22 protein-coding genes are annotated in these 26,367 nt (G+C 70.7%); 10 read left to right on the plus strand and 12 right to left on the minus strand.

All coding sequences use genetic code 11. The features are described from left to right. Positions 1-323: 323 nt before the first annotated feature. Positions 324-902, minus strand: a complete 579-nt coding sequence (locus FHT37_RS17115; RefSeq protein WP_091728313.1) for an HD domain-containing protein — start codon at positions 900-902, stop codon at positions 324-326. A gap of 333 nt (positions 903-1,235) precedes the next feature. Between FHT37_RS17115 and FHT37_RS17120 the strand changes: the two genes are divergently transcribed. The 6 genes from FHT37_RS17120 to FHT37_RS17145 all read left to right on the plus strand — a co-directional run bounded on the left by FHT37_RS17120 (position 1,236) and on the right by FHT37_RS17145 (position 6,256). Continuing rightward, positions 1,236-1,775, plus strand: a complete 540-nt coding sequence (locus FHT37_RS17120; RefSeq protein ID WP_091731667.1) for a cytochrome b — start codon at positions 1,236-1,238, stop codon at positions 1,773-1,775. A gap of 150 nt (positions 1,776-1,925) precedes the next feature. Next, complete coding sequence (locus FHT37_RS17125; RefSeq protein WP_255489870.1) at positions 1,926-2,477, plus strand: YceI family protein; 552 nt, start codon at positions 1,926-1,928, stop codon at positions 2,475-2,477. Between the two features lie 103 nt (positions 2,478-2,580). Continuing rightward, positions 2,581-3,150, plus strand: a complete 570-nt coding sequence (locus FHT37_RS17130) for a YceI family protein (protein ID WP_091731674.1) — start codon at positions 2,581-2,583, stop codon at positions 3,148-3,150. Between the two features lie 217 nt (positions 3,151-3,367). Next, entirely contained in the window at positions 3,368-4,903 is a 1,536-nt protein-coding gene (locus tag FHT37_RS17135; protein ID WP_183483159.1) for a sensor histidine kinase, read from the plus strand. Continuing rightward, complete coding sequence (locus FHT37_RS17140; protein ID WP_183483161.1) at positions 4,900-5,376, plus strand: hypothetical protein; 477 nt, start codon at positions 4,900-4,902, stop codon at positions 5,374-5,376. The genes FHT37_RS17135 and FHT37_RS17140 overlap by 4 nt, the downstream gene beginning before the upstream one ends. Before the next feature lie 52 nt (positions 5,377-5,428). Next, positions 5,429-6,256, plus strand: coding sequence for a LytTR family DNA-binding domain-containing protein (locus tag FHT37_RS17145; protein WP_091728318.1), 828 nt, complete (start codon positions 5,429-5,431; stop codon positions 6,254-6,256). A gap of 127 nt (positions 6,257-6,383) precedes the next feature. Here the strand turns inward: FHT37_RS17145 and FHT37_RS17150 are convergent, their stop codons facing one another. The 4 genes from FHT37_RS17150 to FHT37_RS17165 all read right to left on the minus strand — a co-directional run bounded on the left by FHT37_RS17150 (position 6,384) and on the right by FHT37_RS17165 (position 12,617). After that, a complete protein-coding gene (locus FHT37_RS17150) occupies positions 6,384-9,044 on the minus strand; it encodes an O-antigen ligase (RefSeq protein WP_183483163.1) in 2,661 nt (886 codons plus the stop codon). Further along, a complete protein-coding gene (locus tag FHT37_RS17155) occupies positions 9,041-9,739 on the minus strand; it encodes a lysoplasmalogenase (RefSeq protein ID WP_183483165.1) in 699 nt (232 codons plus the stop codon). The genes FHT37_RS17150 and FHT37_RS17155 overlap by 4 nt, the downstream gene beginning before the upstream one ends. A 121-nt stretch (positions 9,740-9,860) precedes the next feature. Further along, positions 9,861-10,424: an ImmA/IrrE family metallo-endopeptidase gene (locus FHT37_RS17160; protein WP_091728326.1), complete on the minus strand. Its 564-nt coding sequence runs from the start codon at positions 10,422-10,424 to the stop codon at positions 9,861-9,863. A 126-nt stretch (positions 10,425-10,550) separates the two neighbouring features. Next, positions 10,551-12,617 carry an ATP-dependent helicase gene (locus FHT37_RS17165; protein WP_091728328.1) on the minus strand — a complete coding sequence of 689 codons (2,067 nt, stop codon included), beginning with the start codon at positions 12,615-12,617 and terminating at the stop codon, positions 10,551-10,553. Between the two features lie 64 nt (positions 12,618-12,681). On the opposite strand from FHT37_RS17165, the gene FHT37_RS17170 reads away from it, so the two are divergent. Next, complete coding sequence (locus tag FHT37_RS17170) at positions 12,682-13,038, plus strand: DUF1304 domain-containing protein (protein ID WP_091728331.1); 357 nt, start codon at positions 12,682-12,684, stop codon at positions 13,036-13,038. Between the two features lie 18 nt (positions 13,039-13,056). On the opposite strand, the gene FHT37_RS17175 is transcribed toward FHT37_RS17170, so the two are convergent. The 3 genes from FHT37_RS17175 to FHT37_RS17185 form a co-directional block, all read right to left on the minus strand. Next, positions 13,057-13,887: an ABC transporter substrate-binding protein gene (locus tag FHT37_RS17175; RefSeq protein WP_221211147.1), complete on the minus strand. Its 831-nt coding sequence runs from the start codon at positions 13,885-13,887 to the stop codon at positions 13,057-13,059. Positions 13,888-13,949: 62 nt separating this feature from the next. Beyond that, entirely contained in the window at positions 13,950-14,429 is a 480-nt protein-coding gene (locus tag FHT37_RS17180; protein WP_175538368.1) for a hypothetical protein, read from the minus strand. A gap of 299 nt (positions 14,430-14,728) precedes the next feature. Further along, positions 14,729-15,835 carry a hypothetical protein gene (locus FHT37_RS17185; protein WP_183483170.1) on the minus strand — a complete coding sequence of 369 codons (1,107 nt, stop codon included), beginning with the start codon at positions 15,833-15,835 and terminating at the stop codon, positions 14,729-14,731. Positions 15,836-15,870: 35 nt separating this feature from the next. Here FHT37_RS17185 and FHT37_RS17190 point away from each other — a divergent pair, with 35 nt between their 5' ends. Beyond that, a complete protein-coding gene (locus FHT37_RS17190; protein ID WP_183483172.1) occupies positions 15,871-18,363 on the plus strand; it encodes a S9 family peptidase in 2,493 nt (830 codons plus the stop codon). Between the two features lie 184 nt (positions 18,364-18,547). Here the strand turns inward: FHT37_RS17190 and FHT37_RS17195 are convergent, their stop codons facing one another. The 3 genes from FHT37_RS17195 to FHT37_RS17205 all read right to left on the minus strand — a co-directional run bounded on the left by FHT37_RS17195 (position 18,548) and on the right by FHT37_RS17205 (position 22,613). After that, entirely contained in the window at positions 18,548-19,429 is an 882-nt protein-coding gene (locus FHT37_RS17195; RefSeq protein ID WP_183483174.1) for a neutral zinc metallopeptidase, read from the minus strand. A 136-nt stretch (positions 19,430-19,565) separates the two neighbouring features. Beyond that, the gene (locus FHT37_RS17200; RefSeq protein WP_183483176.1) at positions 19,566-21,746 is read right to left on the minus strand and encodes an ATP-binding protein; all 2,181 of its coding nucleotides are present in this window, start codon (positions 21,744-21,746) and stop codon (positions 19,566-19,568) included. Positions 21,747-21,761: 15 nt separating this feature from the next. Then, positions 21,762-22,613, minus strand: coding sequence for an ABC transporter substrate-binding protein (locus FHT37_RS17205; RefSeq protein ID WP_183484127.1), 852 nt, complete (start codon positions 22,611-22,613; stop codon positions 21,762-21,764). Positions 22,614-22,776: 163 nt separating this feature from the next. Between FHT37_RS17205 and FHT37_RS17210 the strand changes: the two genes are divergently transcribed. Both FHT37_RS17210 and FHT37_RS17215 read left to right on the plus strand, forming a co-directional pair. Further along, positions 22,777-23,424 (plus strand): helix-turn-helix domain-containing protein, encoded by a 648-nt coding sequence (locus tag FHT37_RS17210; RefSeq protein ID WP_091728352.1) that lies wholly within the window; start codon positions 22,777-22,779, stop codon positions 23,422-23,424. A 2-nt stretch (positions 23,425-23,426) separates the two neighbouring features. Then, on the plus strand, positions 23,427-24,149 hold the full coding sequence (locus tag FHT37_RS17215) for a response regulator (RefSeq protein ID WP_183483183.1): 723 nt from the start codon (positions 23,427-23,429) through the stop codon (positions 24,147-24,149). A gap of 19 nt (positions 24,150-24,168) precedes the next feature. On the opposite strand, the gene FHT37_RS17220 is transcribed toward FHT37_RS17215, so the two are convergent. Further along, entirely contained in the window at positions 24,169-26,283 is a 2,115-nt protein-coding gene (locus tag FHT37_RS17220) for a primosomal protein N' (protein ID WP_183483185.1), read from the minus strand. Positions 26,284-26,367 lie beyond the last annotated feature (84 nt).

The following is a 26,367-nucleotide window of genomic DNA, read 5'->3' on the forward strand; positions in this document are numbered from 1 at the left end:
GGCAATATATCTTGCCGAACCCTCACACCCAAGTGCCACGCCTGGGAGCGACACCCCAGCGCGGCCGGGTCGCCGCGCAAATCGCGAGAAAGGCTAAAAAGCGCAGCGCGGATAAAACTATGCCGACCACCGCCGCCCCATCGGGCTTTGGTAGGTCGGCATAGCACTCCTCCCCTTGATCACAACGCTGAGGTCCAGGCAGCGCGCGATCGGTGCCCAGTATGCGAAGGGAGGCCACCGCCCGGTATCCCCCTCAAGAGGGAGAGCGCCGAGGCCTCGGCCTCCCGCATGTCCGCGGCGTTCGGGCCGGGCGCTCATGCCGCTCAGGCGATGCGCAGTCGCTCCGGCGCATGGCTGTCGCGCAGCAGTTCCTCCAGCAGCGCGAGGTAGTAGCCCAGCGGCGGCGTCCGCATGCCCGGCCGCTTGGCCAGGTCGTCCCAGCGGCGCAGCTGCAGCGCGGCGCTCGCGTGCCGCTGGGTCATGAAGCGCAGACGCTCCTCCGCGTTCATCGGACCGCCCTGCAGCGCCAGGCTGTGGCGCGAGGCCTCGGACAGGCCGGGCCCGTAGGCGGGATCGGTGCTCACCAGGTAGCGCTTGGCGTCGACATGCAGCCGGATCGGCTCCAGCACGTCAGGTCCCAGACCGCCCGCGCGCAGCAGCGGCAGCGCGGTCAATTCGTGCTGGTCGTCCCGCAGAGGGGCGGTTGAACCACCGTCCATCAGTTGGCCGACGTCATGCAGCAGCGCCGCGGCTACAAGGCTATGCTCCGCGTGCGCCCATTCGGCCAGTTGCGCGCATTGGAGCGCGTGCTCCAGCGCGGTGACCGGCTCGCGGCGCTCGTCGCCGTACTGCAGGTGGCCGCGACGGTGAAACACGGCCTCGACCTTCGCGATCAGGTCCATGACGAATCCTCGACGTCACTCCAAGGGCGGAGCGGCGCCAGTCTCGACCCCGCCGATGACGGGTCTGTGAAGCGACGATGGGGTTCTCATTCAAATCGACTGAACAGTGGCCTCAGTTCCGGTGAACCGACGACGTACGGCGCACGCAGACACTTCGTTCCATTCCGGACGCTCCGGCCCTCGACGGCCCGGGGATCTGCCCCAGGAACTTTCCCAGGACGCGAGCTTTCCATGACCACGATCGACCACCAGCCCCAGGACCCCGACAACGCCCCGACGCAGCCGGCCGAGGCGGCCGCCCTGCCCGCGGCGCCGGTCGCCGCGCCGGCGCCGATGCCGGCGGTCAAGACCCGCTACGACGGCGTGGCGATGCTGTTCCACTGGGTGCTGGCGATCGCGATCATCGGGACCTTCTCGGTGGGCTGGTACATGGCGGACCTGCCGTTCTCGCTGACCCGGCTCAAGCTCTTCAACTGGCACAAGTGGGCCGGCGTGACCATCCTGGCGCTGTCGGCGCTGCGGCTGCTGTGGCGCCTGGGGCACCGCCCGCCGGCGGACCTGCCGATGCCGGCGTGGCAGAAGCTGGGCGCGCACGCGGTGCACTGGCTGCTGTACGCGGCCTTCTTCGCGGTGCCGCTGAGCGGCTGGGCCTACAGCTCGGCGGCTGGCTTCCCGATCGTGTGGTTCGGCGTGCTGCCGCTGCCCGACTTCGTGCCCAAGGACAAGGCGCTGGCGGAATCGCTCAAGCAGCTCCACCAGTTTTTTGCCTACGGCCTCGGCCTGCTCGTCCTTGCCCACCTTGGCGCCGTGGTCAAGCACGTCGTGCTCGACAAGGACGGCCTGCTGCGGCGCATGCTCCCGGGCCGCGCCTGAGCGGCATCGGCGCGGCAATCGCCCTGGACAACACCTGACCCCAAGACTTCCGACCCCGCAGAGGATTCCATGACCGCACGTATGGCCACCCATCTCTCGATCACCGCGCTGTCGGTGCTGAGCGCCGCCTTCATCCTGGCCGCGCCGGCGATGGCGCAGACCAAGCCGGCCACGCCCGCCGCCACCGCGGCCGCGCCCGCCACCGCCAAGCTGGTGCCGGCGCAGAGCGACATCGCCTTCACCTTCCGCCAGATGGGCGTGCCGGTGGACGGCCACTTCAAGAAATTCGACGCGCAGGTGGCCTTCGATCCGAAGAACGCGGCCGCCGGCAAGGTGTCGCTGTCGATCGAGCTGGGCAGCGCCACGCTGGGCGACGCCGCCACCGACGCCGAGCTGGTCAAGCCCGAGTGGTTCAACGTCAAGAAGATCCCGACCGCCACCTTCCAGAGCACCGCCATCAAGGCGCTGGGCGGCGGCAAGTTCGAGGCCACCGGCAAGCTCACGATCAAGGGCCAGGTGAAGGACGTGGTCGTGCCGGTGGCGCTGGCCCAGGCCGGCGGCACCACGACCGCCACCGGCGCGTTCGCGATCAAGCGGCTGGACTTCAACATCGGCGAGGGCGAGTGGAAGGACACCTCCATGGTCGCCAACGACGTCCAGGTGAAGTTCAAGCTGGCCCTCACCGGCATGGCGCTGCTGTAAGCGGCCCGCCGCCATTCCTTCGAGTTCCTCCGAGTTCCTCCAACCGGTCCGGGTCCTCGCCCGGTTCCTTTCCATCCCAACTGTTCGACAGGACCCCACGATGATGAAGAAAGCCCTGCTGCTCGCCTCCCTGATCGCCGCCGCCGGCCTGGCGCAAGCCCAGAGCGCGACCTACGCGATCGACCCGACGCACACCTACGCCACCTTCGAGATCAAGCACTTCGGCACCTCGACCAACCGCGGCCGCTTCGACAAGAAGGAAGGCACCGTGCAGTTCGACAAGGCCGGCAAGTCGGGCAAGGTCGAGATCACCTTCGACATGAACGGCATCAGCACCGGCTCGACGCAGTTCGACAACCACCTGAAGAGCAAGGACTTCTTCGACGTGGCCAACAACCCGACGGCCAAGTTCGTCGGCGACAAGTTCACCTTCTCGGGCGACAAGGTGGCCTCGGTGTCCGGCCAGCTGACGCTCAAGGGCAAGACCGCCCCGGTGACGCTGACCGCGACCAACTTCAACTGCTACGACAACCCGATGCTCAAGCGCGAGGTCTGCGGCGGCGACTTCGAGACCACCTTCGACCGCACGGCCTTCGGTGTCGACTACGGCATCCAGTACGGCTTCTCGAAGGACATCAAGGTCATCGTCCAGGTCGAGGCGGTGAAGCAGTAAGTCCCCGGGAATCCTTCACACCCGATGCCGAAAGGCCCGCGAAAGCGGGCCTTTCGCGTTTGCGGGCGGTCGCCTGGAGCGGGCCGGACCGCCGCGCCGACGCCCCGGCCTGTCGCGGATCGGCGCAGTCCATCCCGGCCTCCGCACGGCGCGTCGCCCGCCGCCTCGGGCGCCCAGGGGACTTGCGTACAGTGCGCCCCATACGACAGGTCCCCCCATGAACGCGCCGACTCCCGCCTCCCCCACCCCGCGCCAACGCTGGCAGCGCTTCATGAAAGCCGCCGAGCAGGGTTTCCACAGCTACGGCAGCTGGCTGGTGTCCATCACCTGGAAGCGCTTCGCACTGCTGTCGGTGATGCTGATCATCGGCGCCAACATCCTCCAGACCCTGCCGCCCTTCTCCTTCAGCTGGCAGTTGCCGGTCGAGACCACCGAGACCATCCACCCGCCCAAGGACCTGCGCCGCGATCGCGACCGCGAGAAGGCAGCGGAAAAGGCCGCGGAGAAGGCCGCCGCCAAGGCCGAGAAGCAGGCGGCCGAGGCCGAGCGGGCCGCACGGTCGGAGCGCTCCGGCGAAGAAGCCGAGCCCGAGCATGCCGCCTCCGCCGCCAGCGGCATCCAGGCCGAGGACCTCGAGGGCCTGCGCTACGAAGTCCAGATCGACAAGCGCGGCGTGCGCATCGTGCCGCGCAAGCCGCTCAGCGCCGCCAGCGCGGCGGCCAGCGGCGGGGCGTCCGAGGCCGAGGTCACCGATCCCAACCTGCCCGCCATCGACATCCGCGTCCCCAACGAGAAGCAGCGCGACGCGGTGCGTGAAGCGGTCCGCACCGCGGTCAACGACGCCAAGCGCGTGCTGGAAGAGGCCGCCGAGGAGGCCCGCCAGGCCAAGGCCGAAGCCGAGGAAGCCAAGGATGAACTCGAGCAGGCCCAGCGCGAGACCTCGCGCAAGACCCGCTACCGCACCGTCCACCTGGGTGACTTCCTCGACAAGCTCGCCATCCTGGTGGTGCTGGCCTCGGCGCTGCTGAAGGCCACCTACAAGGGCCGGCTGCAGGCCGAGGTCAAGGCCGCCAAGGCCACCGAGACCGCCGAGGCCGAATCGCTGCGCCGCCAGGTCGTCGAGGCCCGCATGGCCGCGATGCAGGCCCAGGTCGAGCCGCACTTCCTGTTCAACACCCTGGCCTCCATCGATCACCTGATCGAGACCGACCCGCCGCGCGCCTCGCAGATGCAGAAGAACCTGATCGCGCTGCTGCGGGCCTCGATGCCGACGATGCGCGAGGCCAATGCCAACGGCGGCGTGCGCGATCTGGGCCGCGAGATGGCCGTGATCCGGCCCTACCTCGAGATCCTGCAGGTCCGCATGGAAGAGCGGCTCCAGACCCGCATCGACGTGCCCGACGGCCTGCTCTCGGCCGAGTTCCCGCCGATGATGATCCAGAGCCTGGTCGAGAACGCCATCAAGCACGGCCTGGAACCCAAGGCCGAAGGCGGCAGCCTGACCCTCAAGGCCGAGATCGTCCACGGCAAGCTGCAGGTCACCGTCGCCGACACCGGCCTGGGCTTCGGCCGGGCCGCGACCTCCGGCACCGGCGTCGGCCTGGCCAACATCCGCGAGCGCCTGTCGCTGCTCTACGGCAAGGCGGCCAGCCTGACCGTCGCGGAGAACCAGCCCTCCGGCACCGTCGTCACCATCACCGTCCCGTACCGGACCTCTGCCCACCACGCGCAGGAACAAGGAGCACACGCATGAAGACGCTGTTCAAGGCCCTGTTGATCTTCGGTTTCGTCCTGGTCGGCGTGGCGACGCTGCTCGGCTGGGGCGCGGTCCACCTGCTGGGCGACGTGCCCGGCGTGCACCTCACCATCGACGGCGACGACGTCGTCTGGACCAGCCTGGGCCTGGCCGATGCCTTCGGCGCGGGGCTGGGACTGATCATCGCCATCGGCGTGATGTGTCTGGTCGTTCCGCTGCTGCTCCTGCTGGGCCTGGGCCTGCCGCTGCTGATCATCGGCGCGCTGGTGCTGGCCGGGCTGGCGGCGCTGGTGGGGGTGGGCGCAATCGTCGGCTCGCCGCTGATCCTGATCGGCATGGTCGTCTGGCTGCTGGTGCGCGACAAGCCGCGCAAGGCACCGATGGCGCCGCCCGCCGCGCCGGTCGGCCCGGCCGCGTCCCATGTGTCCAACGGCCCCCGTGCGCCCACGGAGCCGACCCTGCACGCCTGAGCCGTCCTTCCCGCCGGTCCGCGGACCGGCGCCTGCCCTAACATCGCCCCTCATGAGCGACACCACCTCCGCCCCCCGCGCCGTCCTCGCCGACGATGAACGACTGATGCGCGAGCAGCTGCGCAGCCGCATCGCCGAGGTCTGGCCCGAGCTCCAGATCGTCGCCGAGGCCAAGAACGGCCTGGAGGCCGTCGAGCTGGTCAAGGAACACAAACCCGACCTGGTCTTCCTCGACATCCGCATGCCGGGGCTGACCGGCGTGGAAGCGGCCAAGCAGATCGCGCAGCTGCCCGACGACGACGAGTGGGCGCTGCCCGAGATCGTCTTCATCACCGCCTACGACCAGTACGCGGTCGAGGCCTTCGAGCAGGGCGTCTGCGACTACGTGCTCAAGCCCGCGGAACGCGACCGGCTGCAGGTCACCGTCGGACGCATCAAGAAGCGCCTGGCCCAGCGCAGCGGCGAGGCCGAACCCGAAGGCCCGGCCACCGGCACGCTGCAGCAGCTGCTGCACTCGCTGTCGGCGCGGGTGAACAACGCGGGAGGGGCGCCGAAGTATCTGCAGTGGATTCAGGCGTCGGTCGGCCAGACCATTCAGATGATCCCGGTGGAGGACGTGCTGTTCTTCATCAGCGATGAGAAGTACACGCGCGTCCAGACACCCACCGTCGAGGCGCTGATCCGCAAGCCGATCAAGGAACTGGTCGAGGAACTCGACCCGCAACTGTTCTGGCAGATCCATCGCTCGACGCTGGTCAACGTGAAAGCCATCAACGGCATCAGCCGCGACTTCCGCGGCCGCCAGCTCGTGGGCGTTCGAGGACTCGACGAAAAACTCGAGGTGAGCCGCTCCTACACCCACCTCTTCAAAGGCATGTGACGCGGCTGCGAGTCGGGTGCCGGGCGGTGTTGCAAATCCTCGCCATAGCGCTGCTATGGCTGCGGTTTGCGCCTAGCCCGGCGCCCGACTCGCAACCGCGTCACTCGTGGCAGGCATCCCTGGGGAATTAGCGAGGGGGAGCTTTGAGCTTGACGCCAGCAGCCTTCATCGCACGGCGAACCTCGGGGGCACCCTCGAAGTCGGAATCCATGTCGGGCTGCACCGTCTCGAGGCCGTGGCTGGAGTCAAGGTCGCCAGGGCCGCCGGGGCGACGCGAAGGCGTGCGAAGGCCAAGGCCCAGCGCCATCAGCGCGTAGAAGAGGAACGCAATCCGCGGGGCATCGATCAGGCTGTCGAAGAGACCGACGATCACGAAGGCCGACAGGCCACCCACGACGGCGGGCGACAGCGGATGGCGGCGACCCGCACCGAAGGTGCAGCGCCACAGCACCGTCACCAGCAGGCTGCTCCACAGCGCCAGGCCGAACAGGCCCTGCTCGAACAGCACGTGCAAGGGCAGGCTCTTCATGTGGAACGGCATGTGGTTGCGGTCGCTGGTGAAGTACCAGCGCGCCAAGCCCTCGCTGAAGTCGCCGTTGCGCAGCAACGGTCCATGCACGCTGTCGGCGATCGACACCGACGCGATCTCGAGCACACCCCCGCGCCAGTTCTGCGTGACCGAGGCCACCAGCCGTCGCGGCGCCCAGATCGATCCGCCGAAGTCCGGCGGCACATGACCCAGCTTCAGCTGCACCGCCTGCCAGGCACCGCCCAGCGGCTCGACATCCGCCTCGCGGTCCACGCAGCGCAGCGGATAGAGCAGGAACTTCTCGCAGACCTCGACCCGCAGCCGGGTCTTGAACTGGGTCCGCAGGGTCACCGTCGCGGCCACCTCGCCCGCCACCGACGGCACGCGCTGGCTGAGCCGGAACATCTCGCCGTTGCCCATCATGTGCAGGCCGCTGGTCAGCGTGACGGTCGGCCGCGGCGACGGCTCCGCACCCGGCAACCCCACGGCCAACCCGTCCTCGCGCGCCGGGTTCCACCGGTAGTCGCCGACACGCTCGTCGAAGGGGCCGCCATTGGCGAAGCTCGCGGGAAAACGGCCGCTGCCCTTGCCGAGCAGCCATTCGTCCATGGTCTTGAGCAGGTCCAGGCCGATGCGCCAGTGCTCAAGGCGGCCCTCGAAGTCCTGCTGCCCGGTCGACATCCGCTGGCCGATGTACGCGCCCCCGCCCAGCGCCGCGACCACCGCGCAGGCCAGCAGGCAGCCGGTCCACACCAGCCCCCGGATGCGCCAGCCGACGCTGCGCAGGTCGGCGCCGACACGCGGCGACCATTGCGTCGAGATCCATCCGATCGCCAGCACGGCCAGCACCGCCGCGACCGGCCCCAGTCCGCGACCGCCGCCCCAGTGCGCCGCGACCAGGCCGGCGCCCGCCAGCGTGGCCATCCACACCACCGCGAACGCGAAGGCCTGCGCAGGCTGCGTCAGCCCGCCGCGCCACAGCCAGCCCAGCCCCAGGCCCAGCAGCACCACGGCGCCGTCGATGAGGTAGGCGCCCTTGGGCACGAGGTCGATCAGCAGCCCGCCGCCAAGCGCCAGCAGCAGCGCCGGCAACGGCGACAGCATCAGCAGCGCGCGCTGCTGTCCGCGCGGCCAGGAGGCGCGCGAGGCCGGCATCGCCAGCAGCACCGCGACGCTGCCCGCGAGCGCGAGCAGGGCCCGATACCCGCCAGCGCCGAACAGCACCCAGGCCGCCAGCGCGGTGCCCCCGATCACGCCGGCGGACCAGCCCAGCGGCACCGGACCGCCGGTCGCCGCCAGGCTGCCGGGCAACGCCCCTTCCTGCCGCGCCGCCGCCAGGGTCTCGCGGCGCTGCACCGCCCACAGCAGCGCGCACAGCGCCATGCCGAGCGGCACCGCCAGGTAGACGCCGCGCGAGAAGGTCGTCAGCGAGGCGTAGAAGGCCAGCAGCAGCACCGCCAGCGCGCCGAGGAAGCGCAGCGGGCGGCGCTCCCGCATCGCCCACAGCAGCGCGAACGGCAGGCTCAGCGCGAGCGCGCCGTCCAGCGACGCGCCGCCGACATTCATCTCCCAGAACAGCGAGGTGGTCCGGTAGTCGGTCGAGAAGTCCAGCAGCCCGGTGTAGACCCAGCGCTCCCACAGCGCGCCCAGCGAGGTGCTCAGCAGCACCAGCACCCAGGCCGCGCGGGACAGGCGCTGCACCGACGAGGGCCGCAGGTCGGAGGCCTTCTGCCACAGCGGCAGCAACAGCAGCACCAGGAAGAAGCTCTTGCCCGCGCGCAGGCTGTTCATCGGCTCCTGGAAGCCCTGCCAGAAGCCGGACTGCACGCCGCCGGCATGCACGAAGCCGCGCCACACCGCGATGAATGCCGACAGCGCGAAGACCGCCATCAGCACCCGCACCGCGGCGCGCCAGCGCAGCGTGCGGTAGCGCCACGGCACCGGCTGGTGCGCGGGCGCCGTCAGCGCGAGTGCCGCATAACCGCCCGCCGCCACGGCAAGCACGACCAGGTCCAGTTCCTCGAAGGTGATCCAGCCGGTCCAGGGCGCGAAGCCGATCGCCGGCACCAGCGCCGGCACGAGGAAGGGCAGCGCGCGCCAGCCGAAGAAGCTGGCGACGGCCAGCGCCGTCCACAGCGCGACGGCGGCGGCCGGTTCGATGGGGTAATGACGCGCGAGCCACAGCCCGGCGACGGCGCAGGCGGCGCCCGCCGCCAGCGTGGCCAGGGCCGGCAGGCGCCGGGGCAGGACGAGGTTCATGCGCGCGCTCGTCCCAGGCTGCTGGCGATGCACCACTGCGCCGGCCAGTAGCTGGCGAGCACCCAGAAGCTGGCCATGTCCAGCGGACCGGCGAACTTGTTGATCGCCAGCATCGCGTCGGACAGCACGAACAGCGTGCCGCCCCAGGCGGCCCAGCGGGCCAGCGGCTCGTCGGACTGCCCGACGCTGCCGCGCCACCAGGCCCAGGCCTGCGCCGCCATGGTCGCCAGGCAGACCACGTAGACCACCACCGGCACCTGCAGCGCGGCCGGGATGCTGGACCAGAGCCGCCCCAGCACCATCGCCGCGATGAGGCCGAACATCAGGAAGGGCCAGCGCACCGCGCCCAGCCGCTTGCGCGTGCAGAAGCCGACGATGTAGCAGACGTGCGCCGCGAGGAAGCTCACCAGCCCGGGCAGGAAACCCTGCTCCGGCCAGAGCAAGGCGACGTCACCGGCCAGCGAGCACAGCAGGCCGGCCCGCAGCCAGCGCGCCAGGCGCGGCTGCTGCGCGCTCCGCCCCCAGGCGTACAGCAGGATGAGGACGGTCGTCAGCGGCTTGAAGACGAAGGCCAGCGCCGGCGGCAGCTCGGGCGGCTGGGACAGCGCGAGGATGGCGACGGCCGCGCTGAGCAAGGTCAGCAGCGGCAATGCGACACCCATCCGGGAGGCGGGCTTGGCGGCGGAGGCGGTCATGCGGCCGCATTCTGCCGTTTGCCGATGGCGTCCATCCCCCTGGACCCGGTGACATGGCAGACCTTACAGGTCGGTCGCCGGCAGGGGCGAGAGCGAGGACGGCATGGACGCGCACCGCCGGTCAGAGGTAGCCGCTCCGGCGGTCGAGCGCCTGCATGCGTTCATGCAGCGAGGCTTCGGGGACCTGGAACTTGTTGGCCAGCTTGCGGGCGCTGAGCATGCCGTGATCCATCAACCGGTAGATCGCGACCTCCGGCATCAGCAGGTCCAGCGCGAAGTGGTGGGCCTCCTGCTCGATGCGTCGCGGGCAGCAGGTGGACAGCGTGACCAGCGTCTCCGGCGGCACCGGTCCGTGTCCCAGCAGGTGGTGGCCCAGCGCGTGCGCCAGCACGATGCGTCGCCGCGCCGCGTCCTCGCCCAGGTTGACCTCGATCACCGGCCGTTCGTCGAGGTAGAGCAGGCGGCCGCGATACGGGTACAGCGGTTCCTGCGCGCCGCCGCGGGCGCGCACCTCCACGCCGGCGCCCTCGGCCAGGTCCTGCGCGCTCACCGGCAGCGTGGCGGGGTGCCAATGGGCCTGGCGCAGTTCATCGGCGATCGTGCCGATGAGGCGGTGGCGGGCGGCGGCCTCCTCGGGCGGCAGCGCGTCGCTGAAGCGCGACTTGGGGAAGGGGGCGGCGGACATCGGGTCTCCTCGGCGGGCGCAGAGGGACCGGATGCTAGGAAGGCGGACAGGGCCTCGTAATGACCCGAACCAGTAAGAATCCTGCGCTTGCGCCCCCGCACCCGTGGGTCGGGTGACCGGGGTTGCTCAGCGCTCGTCCTTGGCCGCCTGCGCCTGCCGGGCCGCGGTCTCGGCGGCCTTGGCGGCTAGCTGCTCGCGCATGCGCTTGAGCTTCTCCCGCGGGTCTTCCTTGATGCCGCTCTCGTTGAGCTTCATCTCCGCGATGAAGCGCGAGGGCACGCCCACCACCGTCTCGCGGTTCTTCTTGCGCCGGCGCAGCGTGGACACCGCCAGCGTGCGCCGCGCCCGCGTGATGCCGACGTACATCAGCCGGCGCTCCTCCTCGACGCGCTGCGGCGTGAGGTCCTCGTTCTCGGCCTTGAAAGGCAGCAGGCCCTCGTTGACGCCGGCCAGCAGCACGTGCGGCCATTCCAGACCCTTGGAGGCATGCAGCGTCGTCAGCACGACCTGGTCCTGCTCCTCCTGGCGCTCGGCCAGCGACAGAATCACGCTGATCGTCTGCGCCACCTCGAGCAGCGACTGGCGCGGGCTCTCCGTGGTGATGCCGCCGTCGGTGGTGATCTCGCCGCCACAGCGCTTGGCGACCCAGTCGACGAAGTCCAGCACGTTGCCCCAGCGGGCCTGCGCCACCTTCTCGTTGTCCTCCTGGTCGACCAGGTACTGCTCGTAGCCGATGTCCTTGAGCCACTCCATCATCAGCGCCTTGCCCTCCTCGCCGCCGACGGCGTGACGGGCGCGGTACTCCAGGTCGACGACATAGCGGCCGAATTCATGCAGCCCGTGCAGCGCCTTGCTCGACAGCGTCGCCTTGAGCGACTCGGCGAACAGCGACTCGAACATCGACAGCTTCCACTTCGCCGAGAAGTCGCTCAGGTGACCCAGCGTCTGGTGGCCGATGCCGCGCTTGGGCGTGGTCACCGCGCGCAGGAACGCGGGGTCGTCGTCCTGGTTGACGAGCAGCCGCAGCCACGCGCACAGGTCCTTGATCTCGGTGCGGTCGAAGAAGCTCTGGCCGCCGGAGACCTTGTACGGGATCTCGGCGCGGCGCAGCGCCTGCTCGAAGATGCGCGCCTGGTGGTTGGCGCGGTACAGGATCGCGAAGTCGGAGAACTTCGTCGTCGGATGGTTGGCGCGGATCGACTGGATGCGCGCGACGGCGCGCTCGGCCTCGTGTTCCTCGCCATCGGCCTCGATCAGCGTGATGGGGTCGCCCTCGCCGAACTCGCTCCACAGCGTCTTGGGGAACAGCTTCGGATTGCCGCCGATCACGTTGTTGGCCGCGCGCAGGATCGCGCTGGTGGAGCGGTAGTTCTGCTCCAGCGGGATCACCTTGAGCTGCGGGAAATCGACCGGCAGCTTCTTGAGGTTCTCGATGGTGGCGCCGCGCCAGCCGTAGATGGACTGGTCGTCGTCGCCCACGGCGGTGAACATCGCGCGCTCGCCGACCAGGCACTTCAGCAGCTCGTACTGGACGGCGTTGGTGTCCTGGTACTCGTCGACCAGCACGTAGCGCAGCGTCTCCTGCCACTTGCCTCGCGCTTCCTCGTTGGTCTGCAGCAGCTTGAGCGGCATGCCGATCAGGTCATCGAAGTCCACCGCCTGGTAGGCGGTCAGCCGTTCCTGGTAGCGCTGCATGACGACGGCGGCCGCGCGCTCCATGTCGTCCTTGGCGTAGGCCAGCGCCTGCTGCGGGCTGAGGTTCTGGTTCTTCCAGAGCGAGATCGTCCACTGCCAGGACTTGGCCGTCGCCGCGTCGGTGGTGCCGCCCGCGTCGCGGAGCACGGACAGCACGTCGTCCGAGTCCAGGATCGAGAACTGCTCCTTGAGCCCGAGGTGCCGCCCGTCCTCGCGCAGGATGCGCACGCCCAGCGAGTGGAAGGTCGAGATCACCAGCTCCGAACCCGCCTTGTTGCCCACCAGGTGCCGGGCGCGCTCGCGCATCTCCTGCGACGCCTTGTTGGTGAAGGTGATCGCGGCGATGTTCTTCGGCCGGTAGCCCTCGGACATCAGCTTGGCGATCTTCTGCGTGATCACGCTGGTCTTGCCCGACCCCGCGCCCGCGATCACCAGGCAGGGCCCCGCCAGGTGATGCACGGCCGCGAGCTGGGCCGGATTGAGCGTGGTCTTGGACATGGAACGTGCGGGACAGGGAACTGCGGGCGGGCCGGGGATGATAGCGGGACGTAAAGTGCGAACCATGAACACAGCCGCCAACATCGTCGTCGCGCTCGTCGCGCTCATCCACGTCTACATCCTCGTGCTGGAGATGTTTCTCTGGACCACGCCCACCGGCCGCAAGGCTTTCGGGCTGACGCCCGAATTCGCCCAGGCCAGCAAGGTGCTGGCCGCCAACCAGGGCCTCTACAACGGCTTCCTGGCCGCGGGTCTGATCTGGGGGCTGGTGCTGGGCGCCGCGGGCGGTCCGGTGAAGGTCTTCTTCCTGGCCTGCGTGCTGGTGGCCGGGCTCTACGGCGCCGCGACGGCCAGCCGCAAGATCCTCTTCATCCAGGCGCTGCCGGCCGCCATCGGCCTGGCCCTGCTGCTCCTGGGCTGAACGGGCGGCGCGCGCCGCTCACTCGGGCAGCGCGACGCCGCGTCGCGCGGCCATCTGCTGCAGCTCGCCGCTGGCGCGCAGGCGCTGCATGCCGGCGTCGACCAGCGCGAGCCAGGACTCGCCCGCCGGCTCGCGGCTGAACGCGAAGTGCCCCTTGAGCTGCGCGAACGGCGGGGCGCAGAGGGCGACCTGCTCGCCCAGGCCCAGCTCCTGGATCACCGGCTCCGAATTGCGCTGATTGGCGGCGATCAGGTCCAGCCGGCCCACTTGCAGCATGCGCAGCGCGGTGGCCAGGTCGCGCACGACGGTGACGCTGAGCGCGGCGCGCGACTGCTCGAAGCGCTCGCCGTAGACCCAGCCCTGCACCGCGCCGATGCTCAGGCGCTGCAGCGCCTGGAAGTCGCCCCACCACAGGCCCTCCTCGCGCCGGCGCGCGTAGAAGACCAGCGCGTCCTCGTAGAAGGCCTGGCGCGAGAAACGCATCAGCCGCTCGCGCTCCGGGGTCCGGTAGGGGCCGACCAGGACCTGCGCCGGGCCGCGCTCGATCATCGACTGCGCCCGCAGCCAGGGATAGAACTCGTAGCGCGGCGTGTGGCCGGCGGGGATCAGGATCGCGTCGAGCAGGTCCACCGCCAGGCCGAACGGCTTGGCGCCGTCCGCGCCGGGTTCGAAGAGCCGGGCGAAGGTGGTGCCCACGATCCGCACCAGGCCCGATCGCGGCCGGCCCGATGCGGCGTTGCCCGTTGGGCTGCCACTCGCCAGGGGCTCGGCCCGGACGGCCCCCGACCCGGCGAGGGTCGCGGCGCCGAGCGCGGCATGGCGGAGCAGTTGGCGGCGGAGGGCGTCCATGTGAGCGCCGATGATAGGCGCCCGGTCCGCGCGGGACAGCCCCGCGACACGGGGTTGCGGCCTCAGGAACCGCGGGTTTCGGCGGCGAGGTTCTCGGGCATCAGCGCGCCGGGAATGAACACCGGCTCGCGGATCGGATCGCGCCCGATGTCCTCCGCATACGAGCCGTGCACCGCGAAGGCCGCGGACAGCACCGCGTGGACCTGCGCCATGGCCTCGTAGGACGGCGAGGAGCCGCCCGCGAAGAACACCTTCGACTCGCCCACCCCCAGGCCGCAGAGTCCGTAGAGCCGCTCGCCGACGCGGGCGCAGAACTGGTCCGAGATCTGCCGCCCGATCAGCGAGGGCAGCCGGACCAGGTAGTCGCCGGTGGCGCCGTCCACGGCCCAGCGCTCGGACAGCCGGATCCAGTGCGCGTTCTTCCCGTCGATGCAGCTCTCCAGCACACCGCGCAGCCAGGGGGAGCATTCGGGGTCGGTCACCGCGTCCCGCCAGCAGGTCCGCCAGTCGGCGACCGACATCGACCGGATTTCGAAACTCACGCGCATCTCCTCGCGTCACCATCCATGGCGACAGGAGATGGATCGTAGGAAGACGCCCGCGCCCAAACAATTCGCCTGAACTCGGGCGCTTGTGACTCATCGATGGCGACTGGCCTCGCGAAGTAGTCGATTCGCCAGGGTGTTCCGATGCCCCCGACAGCGGGATGCGTGAGATGACTAGCTCATCGAGGTCGTCAATCCGTCATCTCGTCAGGCTGCTCCGGGCGCCCGCGTTCCGCCGGCGTCCCAACCGCGCCTCGCCAGCGCTCACCCCGAGCGCCCCCGGACTCAACTCGCCCTCAACCCGCGCGCAGCAGCAGCCAGGCGACGACCGCCGCCAGCGCCAGCACCAGCGCGATGCCGGCCAGCCGTTCCGCGAGCGACGCGGCGGGCGCCCTGGGGCGCCCGTCGGCCTCGTGGTCCAGCGGGGGTGGTGACGGCAGCAGCGGCATCGGCGCGGACGCCGGCGCGCCGGTGGGGGCGGATCGCGTCGCCGGCGCGGGCTCGGCCTCGATCCAGTCGCGGACGGCCTGCGCCAGCAGCTGACGGTCGGTGAAGGAGCGGCCGTCCATCATGGCGCGGTCCAGCAACTGGTCCAGGCTCTCGCGCTGCGCGGCGGTCAGCGACAGCCAGGATTGCAGCGAGGCGACCGGCGTCGCGCCCGGTTCGGGCTCTTCCTCGAATCCCTCTTCAGTCGCGTCGCGGCGCGGCAGCCGGCCATTGACCAGCAGCCCCAGCAGGCGGCCCAGCGTGTGGGCCTCGCTGTTCGCGTCCGGGCGTCCGCCCGCGCGCTGGCGCGCGTTCGCGAGCGGCTCGGCGGCGCGCACCAGCGCGGCGGGGGCCTGGCTGTCGCGCGGGGCCAGGCCCTGGCCCAGCCAGTGCAGCTGCTGGGCCGGGCTCAGCCACAAGGTGCCCGGGTCGAGCTCGTGCAGCACCAGCCCCTGCGCATGAGCGGCTTCGAGCAGGTCGACGAGGTCCAGCAGCAGCTGCATCCGGCGCTTGAGCGGCAGCGCCATCGCCACGCGCATCAGCGGCGCGCCCTCCATCGCCGGCACGACGAGGTAGGGCAGCCCGGTGGGGCTCAGCCCGCTGTCCAGCGGCGCGCCGTAGGCGGGGTGCTGGAAGCGCGATAGGGACTCGGAGTCCTCGGCGAAGCGCATCAGCACGGCTTGCGCATCGACCTCATGGCGATAGACCAGCGCCAGGCCGGTCTGGGCCGCGGCCTTGCCGTGCTCGACGCGGAACCAGAAGCCGGAGGCGCATTCGAACAGCTCGGCGGCGACGCGCCAGACGCCCAGGCGCTCGCCGACCGCCGGCAGCGCCGCGACCGCCCGGCCGCCCCTGGCGGCGGACGGATCGTGCGGGGCGCGGGATTCCGGCGCGTGCGGGCTGGGCGGCTCGATCATGGGCGCGAATCCTAGCGCAGCGATACTTCGGCCCCATGCCCTCCCGCGTCCCCTCTGTCGGCCTGATCCGCCCGCCCGTCGGCGCCCTCGCGGCCCTCCTCGCCACCTCGCTGCTGGCGACCCTCCTGCCCGGCCGGGCCGGCGCGGCGCCCTCCCCGTACAAGCAGCCGTCGCCGGCGATCCGCGAGCTGCTGGACGCGCCGGCCCTGCCGCGGCTGCTGCCCTCGCCGGACCGGCAATCGCTGGCGCTGGTCGAGCAACGCCGCTACACGCCGCTGGAAGAGCTGGCCCGCCCCGGGCTGCGGCTGGCCGGCGCCCGCTTCGATCCCCGCAATGCGAGCCAGCAGAACCTGGTCGCGGTGCAGCGGGTGCGGCTGCGCTCGCTGCTCGATCCCGAGGCGGCCGAGCGCGAGGTCGAGCTGCCGGCCGGCGGCACCTGGCACAACTTCGTCTGGGCGCCGGACGGGCAGCGCTTCCTGCTGTCCCGGCGCACGGACACCGGCGAAGAGCTCTGGGCCGGGGCGACGTCCAACGGCCAGCTCTGGCGCATCTACAACGTGCGGCTCAACAACGCCATCGATGCGGACGACATCGCCTGGCTGAATCCGCGCGAGGCGGTGGTGCTCACCATTCCCGACGATCGCGGCCCCGTGCCCAACCGGCCGCAGACCGGCCCGGCGATCCAGGAGACGCATGGCAAGGCGTCGCCCGAGCGCACCTATCCGGACCTGCTGCGCAACCCGCGCGACGAAGACCTGTTCGAGTACTTCGCGCGCGCGCAGCTCACGCTGATCGACATCGCCAGCGGCCAGAGCCGCGACATCGGCACGCCGGGCCTGTTCACCAGCGTGTCCAGCGTCGGCAACGGCCAGGCGCTGCTGACGGAGCGACTGGTGCGCCCGTTCAGCTACGCGCTCACCTTCGATGATTTCCCCACCGTCGTGGAGGTGCGCCAGCGCGACGGCAAGGTCATCCGCGAGCTGGCCAAGATGCCGCTCAAGCAGGGCGTGGCCATCGACGGCGCGTTGCCCGGCCCGCGGGTCTTCTATCCGTCGCCGAGCAAGGACGCCGCGATCTACTGGGTGGAGGCGCTCGACGGCGGGAACCCCGCCAACCGCGCCGCCTTCCGCGACCGCGTCATGCGGCTGGACCCGCCCTACACCGGCGAGCCCTTCGAGGTGCAGCGCATGCCTTACCGCTTCACGCGGCTGCGTTTCCTGGACGACGGCGTGCATGGGCTGCTGACGGAGGAGGACCGCAGCCGCGGCTGGTCACGGACCTACCTGCTGCCGCTCAACGGCAAGCAGAGCCGGCCCTTGTTCGAGCACTCGGTGCGCGAGCGCTACCGGCACCCGGGCTTCCCCTTCATGCGAACGCTGGCCAATGGTCACCAGGTCGCGCAGACGCTCAACGGCGACCTGCTGCTGTCGGGCCAGGGTGCGAGTCCCAAGGGCGACCGGCCCTTCCTCGACAAGCTGTCGCTGCGCGACCTGAGCGTGCAGCGGCTGTTCCAGTCGGCCGAGGGCGTGTACGAGCAGCCGGTGGCGCTGCTGGAGGACCGGCGGCTGGTGACGCAGCGCGAGACCGAGCATGAGCCGCCCAACCTGAGCCTGCGGGAGAACGGCAAGGTCACGCCGCTGACGCGGATCAAGGATCCGGCGCCGCAGCTCAAGGCGGTGCGGCGCGAGCTGGTGAGCTTCAAGCGCAACGATGGCGTCGAGCTGTCGTTCTGGATGTATTTGCCGCCGGATCTCAAGGAGGGTGAGAAGCGACCGGCGCTGGTGTGGGCGTATCCGCTGGAGTTCAACGATGCGGCGATCGCGGGTCAGTTGAGCGGATCGCCGGGCCGGTACATGAGTTTCTCGGGCATCAGTCCGTTGAACCTGCTGATGGATGGGTATGTGGTGCTGATGGACGCGACGATGCCGGTGGTGGGTGACTCGCGGAACATGAACGACAGCTTCATCGAGCAGGTCACTGCGAATGCGCGGGCGATCGTGGACAAGGCGGAGGATCTGGGCGTGGTGGATCCGAGGCGGGTGGCGATCGGGGGTCACAGCTACGGCGCCTTCATGGCGGTGAACCTGCTGGCGCACACGAAGCTGTTCCGTTGTGGCATTGCGCGAAGTGGTGCCTACAACCGCACGCTGACGCCGTTTGGATTCCAGAGCGAGCGCCGATCGTTGTGGGATGCGAAGGATGTTTACCTGAAGCTGTCGCCCTTCCTTTTCGCGAACCAGATCAAGGATCCGCTGTTGCTGATTCATGGTGAGGCGGACAACAACTCGGGCACGTTCCCGATGCAGAGCGAGCGTCTGTACCAGGCCTTGGCGGGCCTGGGCGGCACGGCCCGCTATGTCTTGCTGCCTTTCGAGGCGCACGGCTACAGCTCGCGCGAGTCCGCTGGCCAAGTGCAATGGGAGATGAGTCAATGGTTGAGGGGTTGCGTCGGCGATCCCCGAGCCGAGGCGCGTCCGCGCCCTGCCCCGGGCTCCGCCCCCGCCACGCCCCAGCAATCGTCGCAATGAGCGACTCGATTGACGTGCTTGGCCGAGGCCGCCGGCGAAGCCGAAGCTTCGTCAACTGACTGGGGCGCCGTCTGTTTGAGCGGAGCGAGCCGAAGGTGAGCGGAGCGAGTTGGCGCCCTGGGCTTCGGCTTCGCCGGCGGCCTCGGCCAAGCGCGTGCGCTCGCCCCCACCGCAACCCGCGATCTCAGATCTGCCGCGCCGAGAACGTATCGCAGTCTCTGAGGTCCCCCTGTGCCATGCCTCGCTTGAACCACCGCTGGCGTTGTTCGCTGGTGCCGTGGGTGAAGCTTTCTGGCACCACCGCGCGTCCCGCGTTGCGCTGGAGCGTGTCGTCGCCGATCTTGGCGGCTGCATTGAGCGCTTCGTCGATATCACCGGCCTCGAGCCAGCCTTTGCTTTGTTGGGAGTGATGGGCCCAGACCCCGGCGAAGCAGTCGGCCTGGAGTTCGACGCGAACGCTGGTGGCGTTGGCGGCCTGTTCGGACTGACGGCGGCGGGCGGCTTCGACTTTCTGGGTGATGCCGAGTTGATGTTGGACGTGATGGCCGACCTCGTGGGCGATCACGTAGGCCTGGGCGAAGTCGCCGGGCGCGCCGAGGCGCTCGCGCAGGGTTTGGTAGAAGCTGAGGTCGATGTAGACCTTGCTGTCGCCGGGGCAGTAGAACGGGCCCATGGCGGCCTGGCCCATGCCACAGGCGGTGGGTTCGCGACCCTCGAAGAGGCGGAGCTTGGGGGCTTCGTAGGTCTTGCCGCCGGCCTGGAAGAGTTTGTTCCAGACGTCTTCGGTGTCGGCCAGCACGACGCTGACGAATTTGGCGGGCGTGTCCTGGGGATGACTGGGTGCGACGGGCCGCTGCTCGCCGCCGGTCTGGACGGTGCTGCCGTCGAGCGCGCTGAGCACGGTCAGCGGGTTGATGCCGAAGGCCCAGGAGGCGAGCAGGGCGATGACGATGCCACCGATGCCGATGCCGCGTCCGCCGAGCATCGGGAAGCCGCCTCCGCCACCGCCGCCGCTACCTCGTGCGTCCTCGACGTTGTCGCTCTCGCGTTGTCCTTCCCACTTCATGGTGCGCTCCTGCCGCCGGTGTGCCGGCTCCAACGATGCGCAAGGATGGCACAGCGCGCCGGACGGCGCTGTCGGACGGCGCCGCGCCGCGCGCGGGCGGCCTCGATCAGGGGACAGCGGCGGCCCAATTGGCGGCTCAGTCGGCGGCCAGTGCGCCGTCCCCGGGCGTCGCCGAATCCGTGGCGGGCAGGATCAGGTGGAATTCGGCCCCGCCGCCTTCGCGGTTGGCTGCGTACAGCTGGCCGCCATGCATCTCGACGATGCGCCGGCTGATCGGCAGGCCCAGGCCGGTGCCGCCGGAGCCGTCCTTGGTCGTGCTCGACTGGACGAAGGGATCGAAGATGCGCTCCAGCTCATCGACCGGGATGCCCGGCCCGCGGTCGGCGACGCACAGGTGCAACGCGCCGTCGGACCGCCGCTGCCCGCGCAGCTCGATCGTGCCGCCCTGCGGCGCGAACTTGATCGCGTTGGCCAGCACATTGCGCACCGCCTGCTGGAAGCGCAGCGGATCGACGCTCGCGGGCATCGGCTCGGGCAACTCGGCGGCCAGCGTGAGCTGGCGCTTGGCGGTCAAGGGCGCGAGCTCCCGCATCACCGCGCCCACCGGCTCGCGCAGGTCCTGCGCGCGGAGTTCCAGCGCGCCGACGGCGTCGAGCTTGGACGCGTCCAGCAGGTCGTTGACCAAGGCCAGCATGCGCTGGCCGGAGCCGTGGATGTCCGAGAACATCGCATGCAACCGCTCCTGGCCGCCGCTGCGCGCCATGCCCAGTTCGGAGAAGCCGAGGATGGATTGCAAGGGCGTGCGCAGCTCGTGGCTGATGTTGGCGAGGAACTCGGTCTTGGTGCGCGAGGCCTCCTCCGCCGCGTCGCGCGCCTGGCGGGTGAGCCGCTCGGCGGCCGCGCGTTCGGTGATGTCGACGGCGCTGCCGGCGTAGCCGAGCAGCTCCCCGTCGCGGCGCAGCGGCACCGTCGCGATCTGGTAGCGACGCGGCGCGCCCTCGCCATTGCGGATCGTGGCCTCGACGCTGCGCACGCCCTCGTCACCGCCGAAGAGCCCGGCCACCGCCTCGCGGTCGGCCGGCTCGGCGAGGTCGGCCAGCCGGCGGCCGACGGCCTCGTCCGGACGCCCGCGATGCAGCGTCGTCCAGCGCGCGTTCACGAAGGTCAGCGTGCCCGACGGATTGGTCCGGAAGATCACCTCCTGCACGCTCTTGAGCAGCACGCGCATGTCGCGCTCGCGGTCGGCGAGCTGCACGTGCGCGCCCTCCAACGCTTCCATCGCCTCGGCCCGCGCCTGCAGGCTGCGCCGCACGGTGACCGTCGCCAGCGCGATCAGGGCCAGCGCCAGGGCGCCGATCAGCATCAGCCAGCGCAGGCCGGCGTGCCAGCGCGCGAGCACCTCCTCGACCGATTGCTCCACGCCCACCATCAGCGAGCGCCGCGGCGCCGCGCGATAGGCCACGACGACCTCGCCCGGCAAGGCGCCGGCGCCGATGTAGGTGCCGTGCTCGCGCCCGCGACGCAGGGCGTCGAACGCCGGGTGGCCGTCCAGCCGCTGGCCGGGCAGTTGATGCAGCGTCTCCATCGCGGCGAGCAGCTGGCCGTCCGTCGACGCGAGCCAGGCGGCGCTGTGCCCGGAGGGCAGCGCGCGCTGCTGGACCTGCGTCAGCGCATCCGGATTGATCAGCGCCAGCAGCCAGCGCGGCTCCCGCTCGCGCGCACCGGGCGCGACGCCGGCCGCCGTGGACGCGCCGCTCGCGGGCGCGTCCGGCGACGCCGGCAGTTGCAGCAGCAGCGGCAGCATCCCCACCGGCGAACTGCGCGGCGGTCGTCCCCGGGCCAGGTCCGCGAGGCCGCGCCCCGGTCGCAGCGGCATCAGCATGTCGCGGTCCGGACCGGGCAGCCGGCCGAAGTCGTCCAGCGGCACTTCCAGGCCGATTTCATCGGCATTCGTGCTGATCAGCACCTTCCCGCGGGTGTCCAGCAGCGACACGCTGCGGATGAACGGCAAGCCCACCAGCACATGGCTGAAATGCGCCTCCAGGTGCTCGGCCTCGTGCGGATCGGCGATCGATCGCGTCAGCCCATCCCCGATCGCATGCAGGGACAGCGACGCGGTCTCGATGGTGCGGCTCGCGTCGCTCTCCAGCACCTGCGCCAGCAGCGCGCCGCGGGCGCGGGCCTCGTCGATCGCTTCCTGGCGGCCGACCCAGGCCGGGCCGATCAGACCGGCCAGCGTGCCCGCCGCCACGACGACGCCGGCCCACAGCGCCGCGCGGCGCAGGCGCTGGAGGGATCGGACGGCCGGACCGAGCATCGCCGCGACTCCGCCTCAAGGGACCACGATCGCGCCCAGCCCGTGGCGCTCGGCCGCGGCGCGCAGCCGGCCGTCGCGCTTGATGCGCGCGACAAACTCGTCCAGGCGCGCCAGCCAGGCCGCATCGCCGCGCCGGATGGCGTAGGCATACGGCAGGACGTGGAAGGGCTTGGGCGGCGCGATCAGCTGCGCCCAGTCGGCGTTGTCGAGCAGCCGCCGGCTGTAGGGGTAGTCGGTCATGAAGACATCGGCGCGGCCGGATTCCAGTTCGCGCTCGCGCGTCGCCGGCGGCTGCACGACCAGCAGCCGCGCGCGCTTGAGCGCCTCGCGCATCACCGCTTCCATCGAGGTGCCCGCCTGCACGGCGACCACCACCCCGCTCTGGTCGATGTCCTCCCAGCGCTTGACGACGCGGCTCGCGCGGCTCGCGATCGCGTAGATGTCGCTCTGCAGGTAGGGCTGGGTGAAGGCGAGCGCCGCCTTGCGCTGCGGCACCACGGCCACCGCGAACATCGCCACGTCGCAGCGGTCGCCTTCGAGATCGGGGATCAGGCGCTGGAAGGAGGATTCGACATAGCGCAGGCGCACGCCCACGTCCTTGGCGAGCTCGTTGGAGAGGTCGATGTCCAGGCCGCTGAGCGTCTCGTCGCGAGGATGGCGGTAGGTGATGCCGTAGTAGTCGGGCCAGATGCAGACCCGCAGCACGCCGCTGGCCTGGATGCGCTGCAGCGTGCTGCCCGCCGCCGGCAGAGCGGTCGGCGCGGCGTCCTTCGGAGCGCTGCTCGCGGCCGGCGCGAACGCAAGCAGCCACAAGGCTGCCGTCATCGCGGCCAGCCGGCCCGCCATGGCCTGTCCGGTCCTTCGCATCGTCATCGCATCTCCTCGGACCCGGATTGCACCAGAGTTCGCCCCACCGGACCGCAAGGGAAGCCCCGATCTCCCACGGATGTCACATCGACTATCAGTTTTATCGCTTATAAATGGGGATATTGCCCACCTAAAACTTTAGGAAATTCGGCAAAATCGACTCATGACTGCCATTGCCCGGACCCCCGACGACATGCAAGAGGACTTCAGCACGCGCGAAGTCGCGCAGCGCCTCGGCATGGCGGTCCGGTCGGTGCAGCTGATGGTCGATCGCGGGGAGCTGCAGGCCTGGCGCACGCCGGGCGGCCACCGGCGCATCCTGCGGGCCTCGCTCGACGCCTGGCTCACCGGCCGGGGCCTCGCGCCCACCAAACCCGCCGAGCTGGCGCCCGCCGACGGCGCGCCGCAGCGGCTGAAGGCGCTGCTGATCGAGGACTCGGTCCATTACCAGAACCTGGTGATGCTGCTCGCGCAGCAGGAGTTCCCCGACCTCGACCTGCACACGGCCAACGACGGCATCGGCGGCCTGGTGATGTACGGGCAGCTGCAGCCGGAAATCCTGCTGGTCGACATCCTGCTGCCCGGCATCGACGGCGCGGCGCTGGTGACCAGCCTGCGCTCGCAGCCGCAATTCGCCAGCAGCGAATTGATCTTCGTCACCGCGCTGGACGAACAGCAGCGCTCGCCCTACGCGTTCGCGCTCGCCGGTCTGCCGCTGGTGCACAAGCCGCGGCTCGTCACCGACCTGCCGCCGCTGCTCGCCGCGGCGGTCCAGCGCATCCGGGCCCGTCAGCCGCAATTCGCCGGCTGAGCATGGCGTCCCGCATCCGGGTCCTCCTCGTGGAGGACGACACCACGCTGCAGCGCTTCGTCGCGATGGCGCTGGAGGACGACGAGGTGCGCCTGCAGGCCTGCATCTCGGTCGACGAGGCGCTGCTGGCGCTCGCGACGCAGAGTTTCGACCTCGTCATCAGCGACCTGATGCTGCCCGGCCGTCACGGGCTGGACCTGCTGCAGACGCTCAAGCAGCGGCCCGAACTGCGCGGCAAGGCGCGGCTGGCGGTGTTCAGCGCCGGCCTGAATCCGACGGTGCGCGAGCAGCTCGAGGCGCTGGGCGTGACGCGTTTCCTGTCCAAGCCCTGCTCGCTGGCGGACCTGCAATCGTGCCTGGACGGCCTGCGCGACGCCGCGTCGCCGCCGGCGGCGATGCCGTCGATCCACCAGGCCGCCATCGAGCAGTACTTCGGCGGCAACGCCGCGCTGTACCAGGCCTTCCTGGCGCGCTGCCGGATGCAGTTCCCGATCGACATCGCCAGCGGTCGCAGCGCCTGCGAACGGGGCGAGCACGTGAAGCTGCGCCACCTCGCGCACAGCCTCAAGAGCGTGCTGCTGACGCTCGGCCATGCCGAAGCCGCCGAAGTGGCGCGCCAGCTCGAGCAGGACGCGCAGGACGCCGCCACCGGCTCGGAGGACGCGCTGGCCGCGGTGCGCGCCGCGTGGCCGGTGCTGGAGGAGGCGCTCGCGCGCCTGCTGTGAGACGGCGCCTGCGGGCGCCTCAGATCGCCAGCGGATCCACGTCCACCGCCCAGCGCGTCAGCCCCTTCTGACGGCGCTTGAGCGCGTGCAGCTCCGGCAGCCAGGCGCGCAGGAAGCGCTGCAGCTGCGCGCGGCTGCCGGCCTCGATCAGCATCTGGAAGCGCTCGCTGTCCGCGACCCGCGCCACCGCCATCGGCACCGGCGGATACAGCAGCAGGCCGAGCGACAAGGGCAGCGCCTGCGCCGCCTCCTGCGCCGCGGTCAGGAAGTCGCGCGCGGCCTCGACGCTGCGCCCTTCCGCGCGCACCAGCGCCAGATGGGCGAACGGCGGCAGGTTGGCCGACATGCGCTCATGCAGCTGGCTGGACGCGAAGGCCTCGTAGTCGTGCTTCTGCAGCGACTGGTAGAGCGCGTGCTCGGGATACCAGGTCTGCACCCACATCTCGCTGGCGGCGGCCTGCGCCGCGTCGCGGCCCGCGCGTCCGCCGGCCTGCATCAGCAGCGAGAACAGCCGCTCCGGCGCGCGGAAATCGCTGCTGAACAGCGCGCCGTCCGGATTCACCGCCGCCACCAGCGTGATGCGGCGGAAGTCGTGCCCCTTGGCGACCATCTGCGTGCCCACCAGGATGTCGACATCGCCCTCGTGCACCGCCGCGAGCTGCGATTCGAGGCTGCCCTTGAGCTTGGTGGTGTCGGCATCGATGCGCGCCACGCGCGCGCCGGGCAGCGCCTGCGCGAGTTGCTCCTCCAGGCGCTCAGTGCCGCGGCCCAGTGGCGCGATGTCCGGATTGCCGCAGGACGGACAGGCCCGCGGCACGCGCGCCGACACGCCGCAGTGGTGGCAGCGCAGCGTGCGGTCCTCCTTGTGGAAGACCTGGTGCGCGCTGCAATGCGGGCAGTCGCTCTTCCAGTTGCACTGGTCGCAATGCAATACCGGCGCGTAGCCGCGGCGGTTCAGGAACACCAGGCTCTGCTCGCCGCGGTCGAGCCGCTTGCGCAGCGCGTCCAGCAGCGGCACCGACAGCGTCGTGGTGACGCCCTTCTTGCGCTCGAGCCGGTTCATGTCGAACAGCCGCACCCGCGGCAGGGCACCGCCGCCGATGCGCTCGGTCAGGTCGATGCGCCGATAACGACCGCCCAGCGCGTGCTGCCAGCTCTCCAGCGACGGCGTCGCCGAGCCCAGCAGCACCGGGACCTTCTCCAGGTGGCCGCGATAGACCGCCAGGTCCCGCGCCGAGTAGCGCGCGCCGTCCTGCTGCTTGTAGGACGGGTCGTGCTCCTCGTCGACCACGATCAAACCGAGCCGCGGCATCGACGCGAAGACCGCCAGCCGCGTGCCCAGCACCAGCTGCGCGCGACCCAGGTGCGCCGCGAGCCAGTGGCGCAGGCGCCGCGCCGGCGTGAGCCCGCTGTGCAGCGACACGATCGCATGGCCGGCGAAGCGCTCGGCGAAACGCGCCTCGAGTTGCGGCGTCAGGTTGATCTCCGGCACCAGCACCAGCACCTGCTGGCCGCGCTCCAGGGCGGCCTCGGCGGCGCGCAGGTAGATCTCGGTCTTGCCGCTGCCGGTCAGACCCCAGAGCAGCGCGGGCGGTGGCGCCTCGCGAGCGGCCAGCTCCAGGACGGCGTCGAGCGCCGCCTGCTGCTGCGCGGTCAGCGCGGGCCGGTCAGCGGGCGTGGCCGGCGTATCCGGCGTGGTGGCCGCCTGCGCCGCGGCCGCCGCGTCGGCCTTGTCCAGCTTCTTCAGCCGCGCCTGCAGCTGCTTGGCGTCCAGGTCCCGCAGTTGGGGCGGCAGCACCGCCAGCGCCAGTTCGCCGACGCTGCGCTGGTAGTAGCTCGCGGCGAACTCCACCAGCCGCCGCCAGCGGTCGGACAGCGGCGGCAGCGCATCGAGCGCCTCGCCCACCGGTCGCAGCTCGGATTCGGGCAGGCGCTCGTCCTCGGGCAGGTCCACGCCGTCCGGCAGGTCGTCCCACACCAGCCCCATCACGTCCCGGCGGCCCAGCGTCACATGCACCAGGGTGCCCGGGGTCAAGTCTTGCGGGCCGAGGTAGTCCAGCGGTCCGGTCAGCCCGCTGTGCTGGGGCGCCTCCACGGCGACCCGCACGCGGCGTGAGGCCGGCGCCTCGCTCATCGGACGCGCCCTCTGCGGCGTTCGCCCACCGCCGCCGCGTCCCGGATGGCCTCCATCGGCCATGAGGAAAACGCGCCAAGTGCC

The sequence above is a fragment of the Mitsuaria sp. BK037 genome (genome assembly GCF_014193045.1).
Lineage (GTDB): Bacteria > Pseudomonadota > Gammaproteobacteria > Burkholderiales > Burkholderiaceae_C > Roseateles.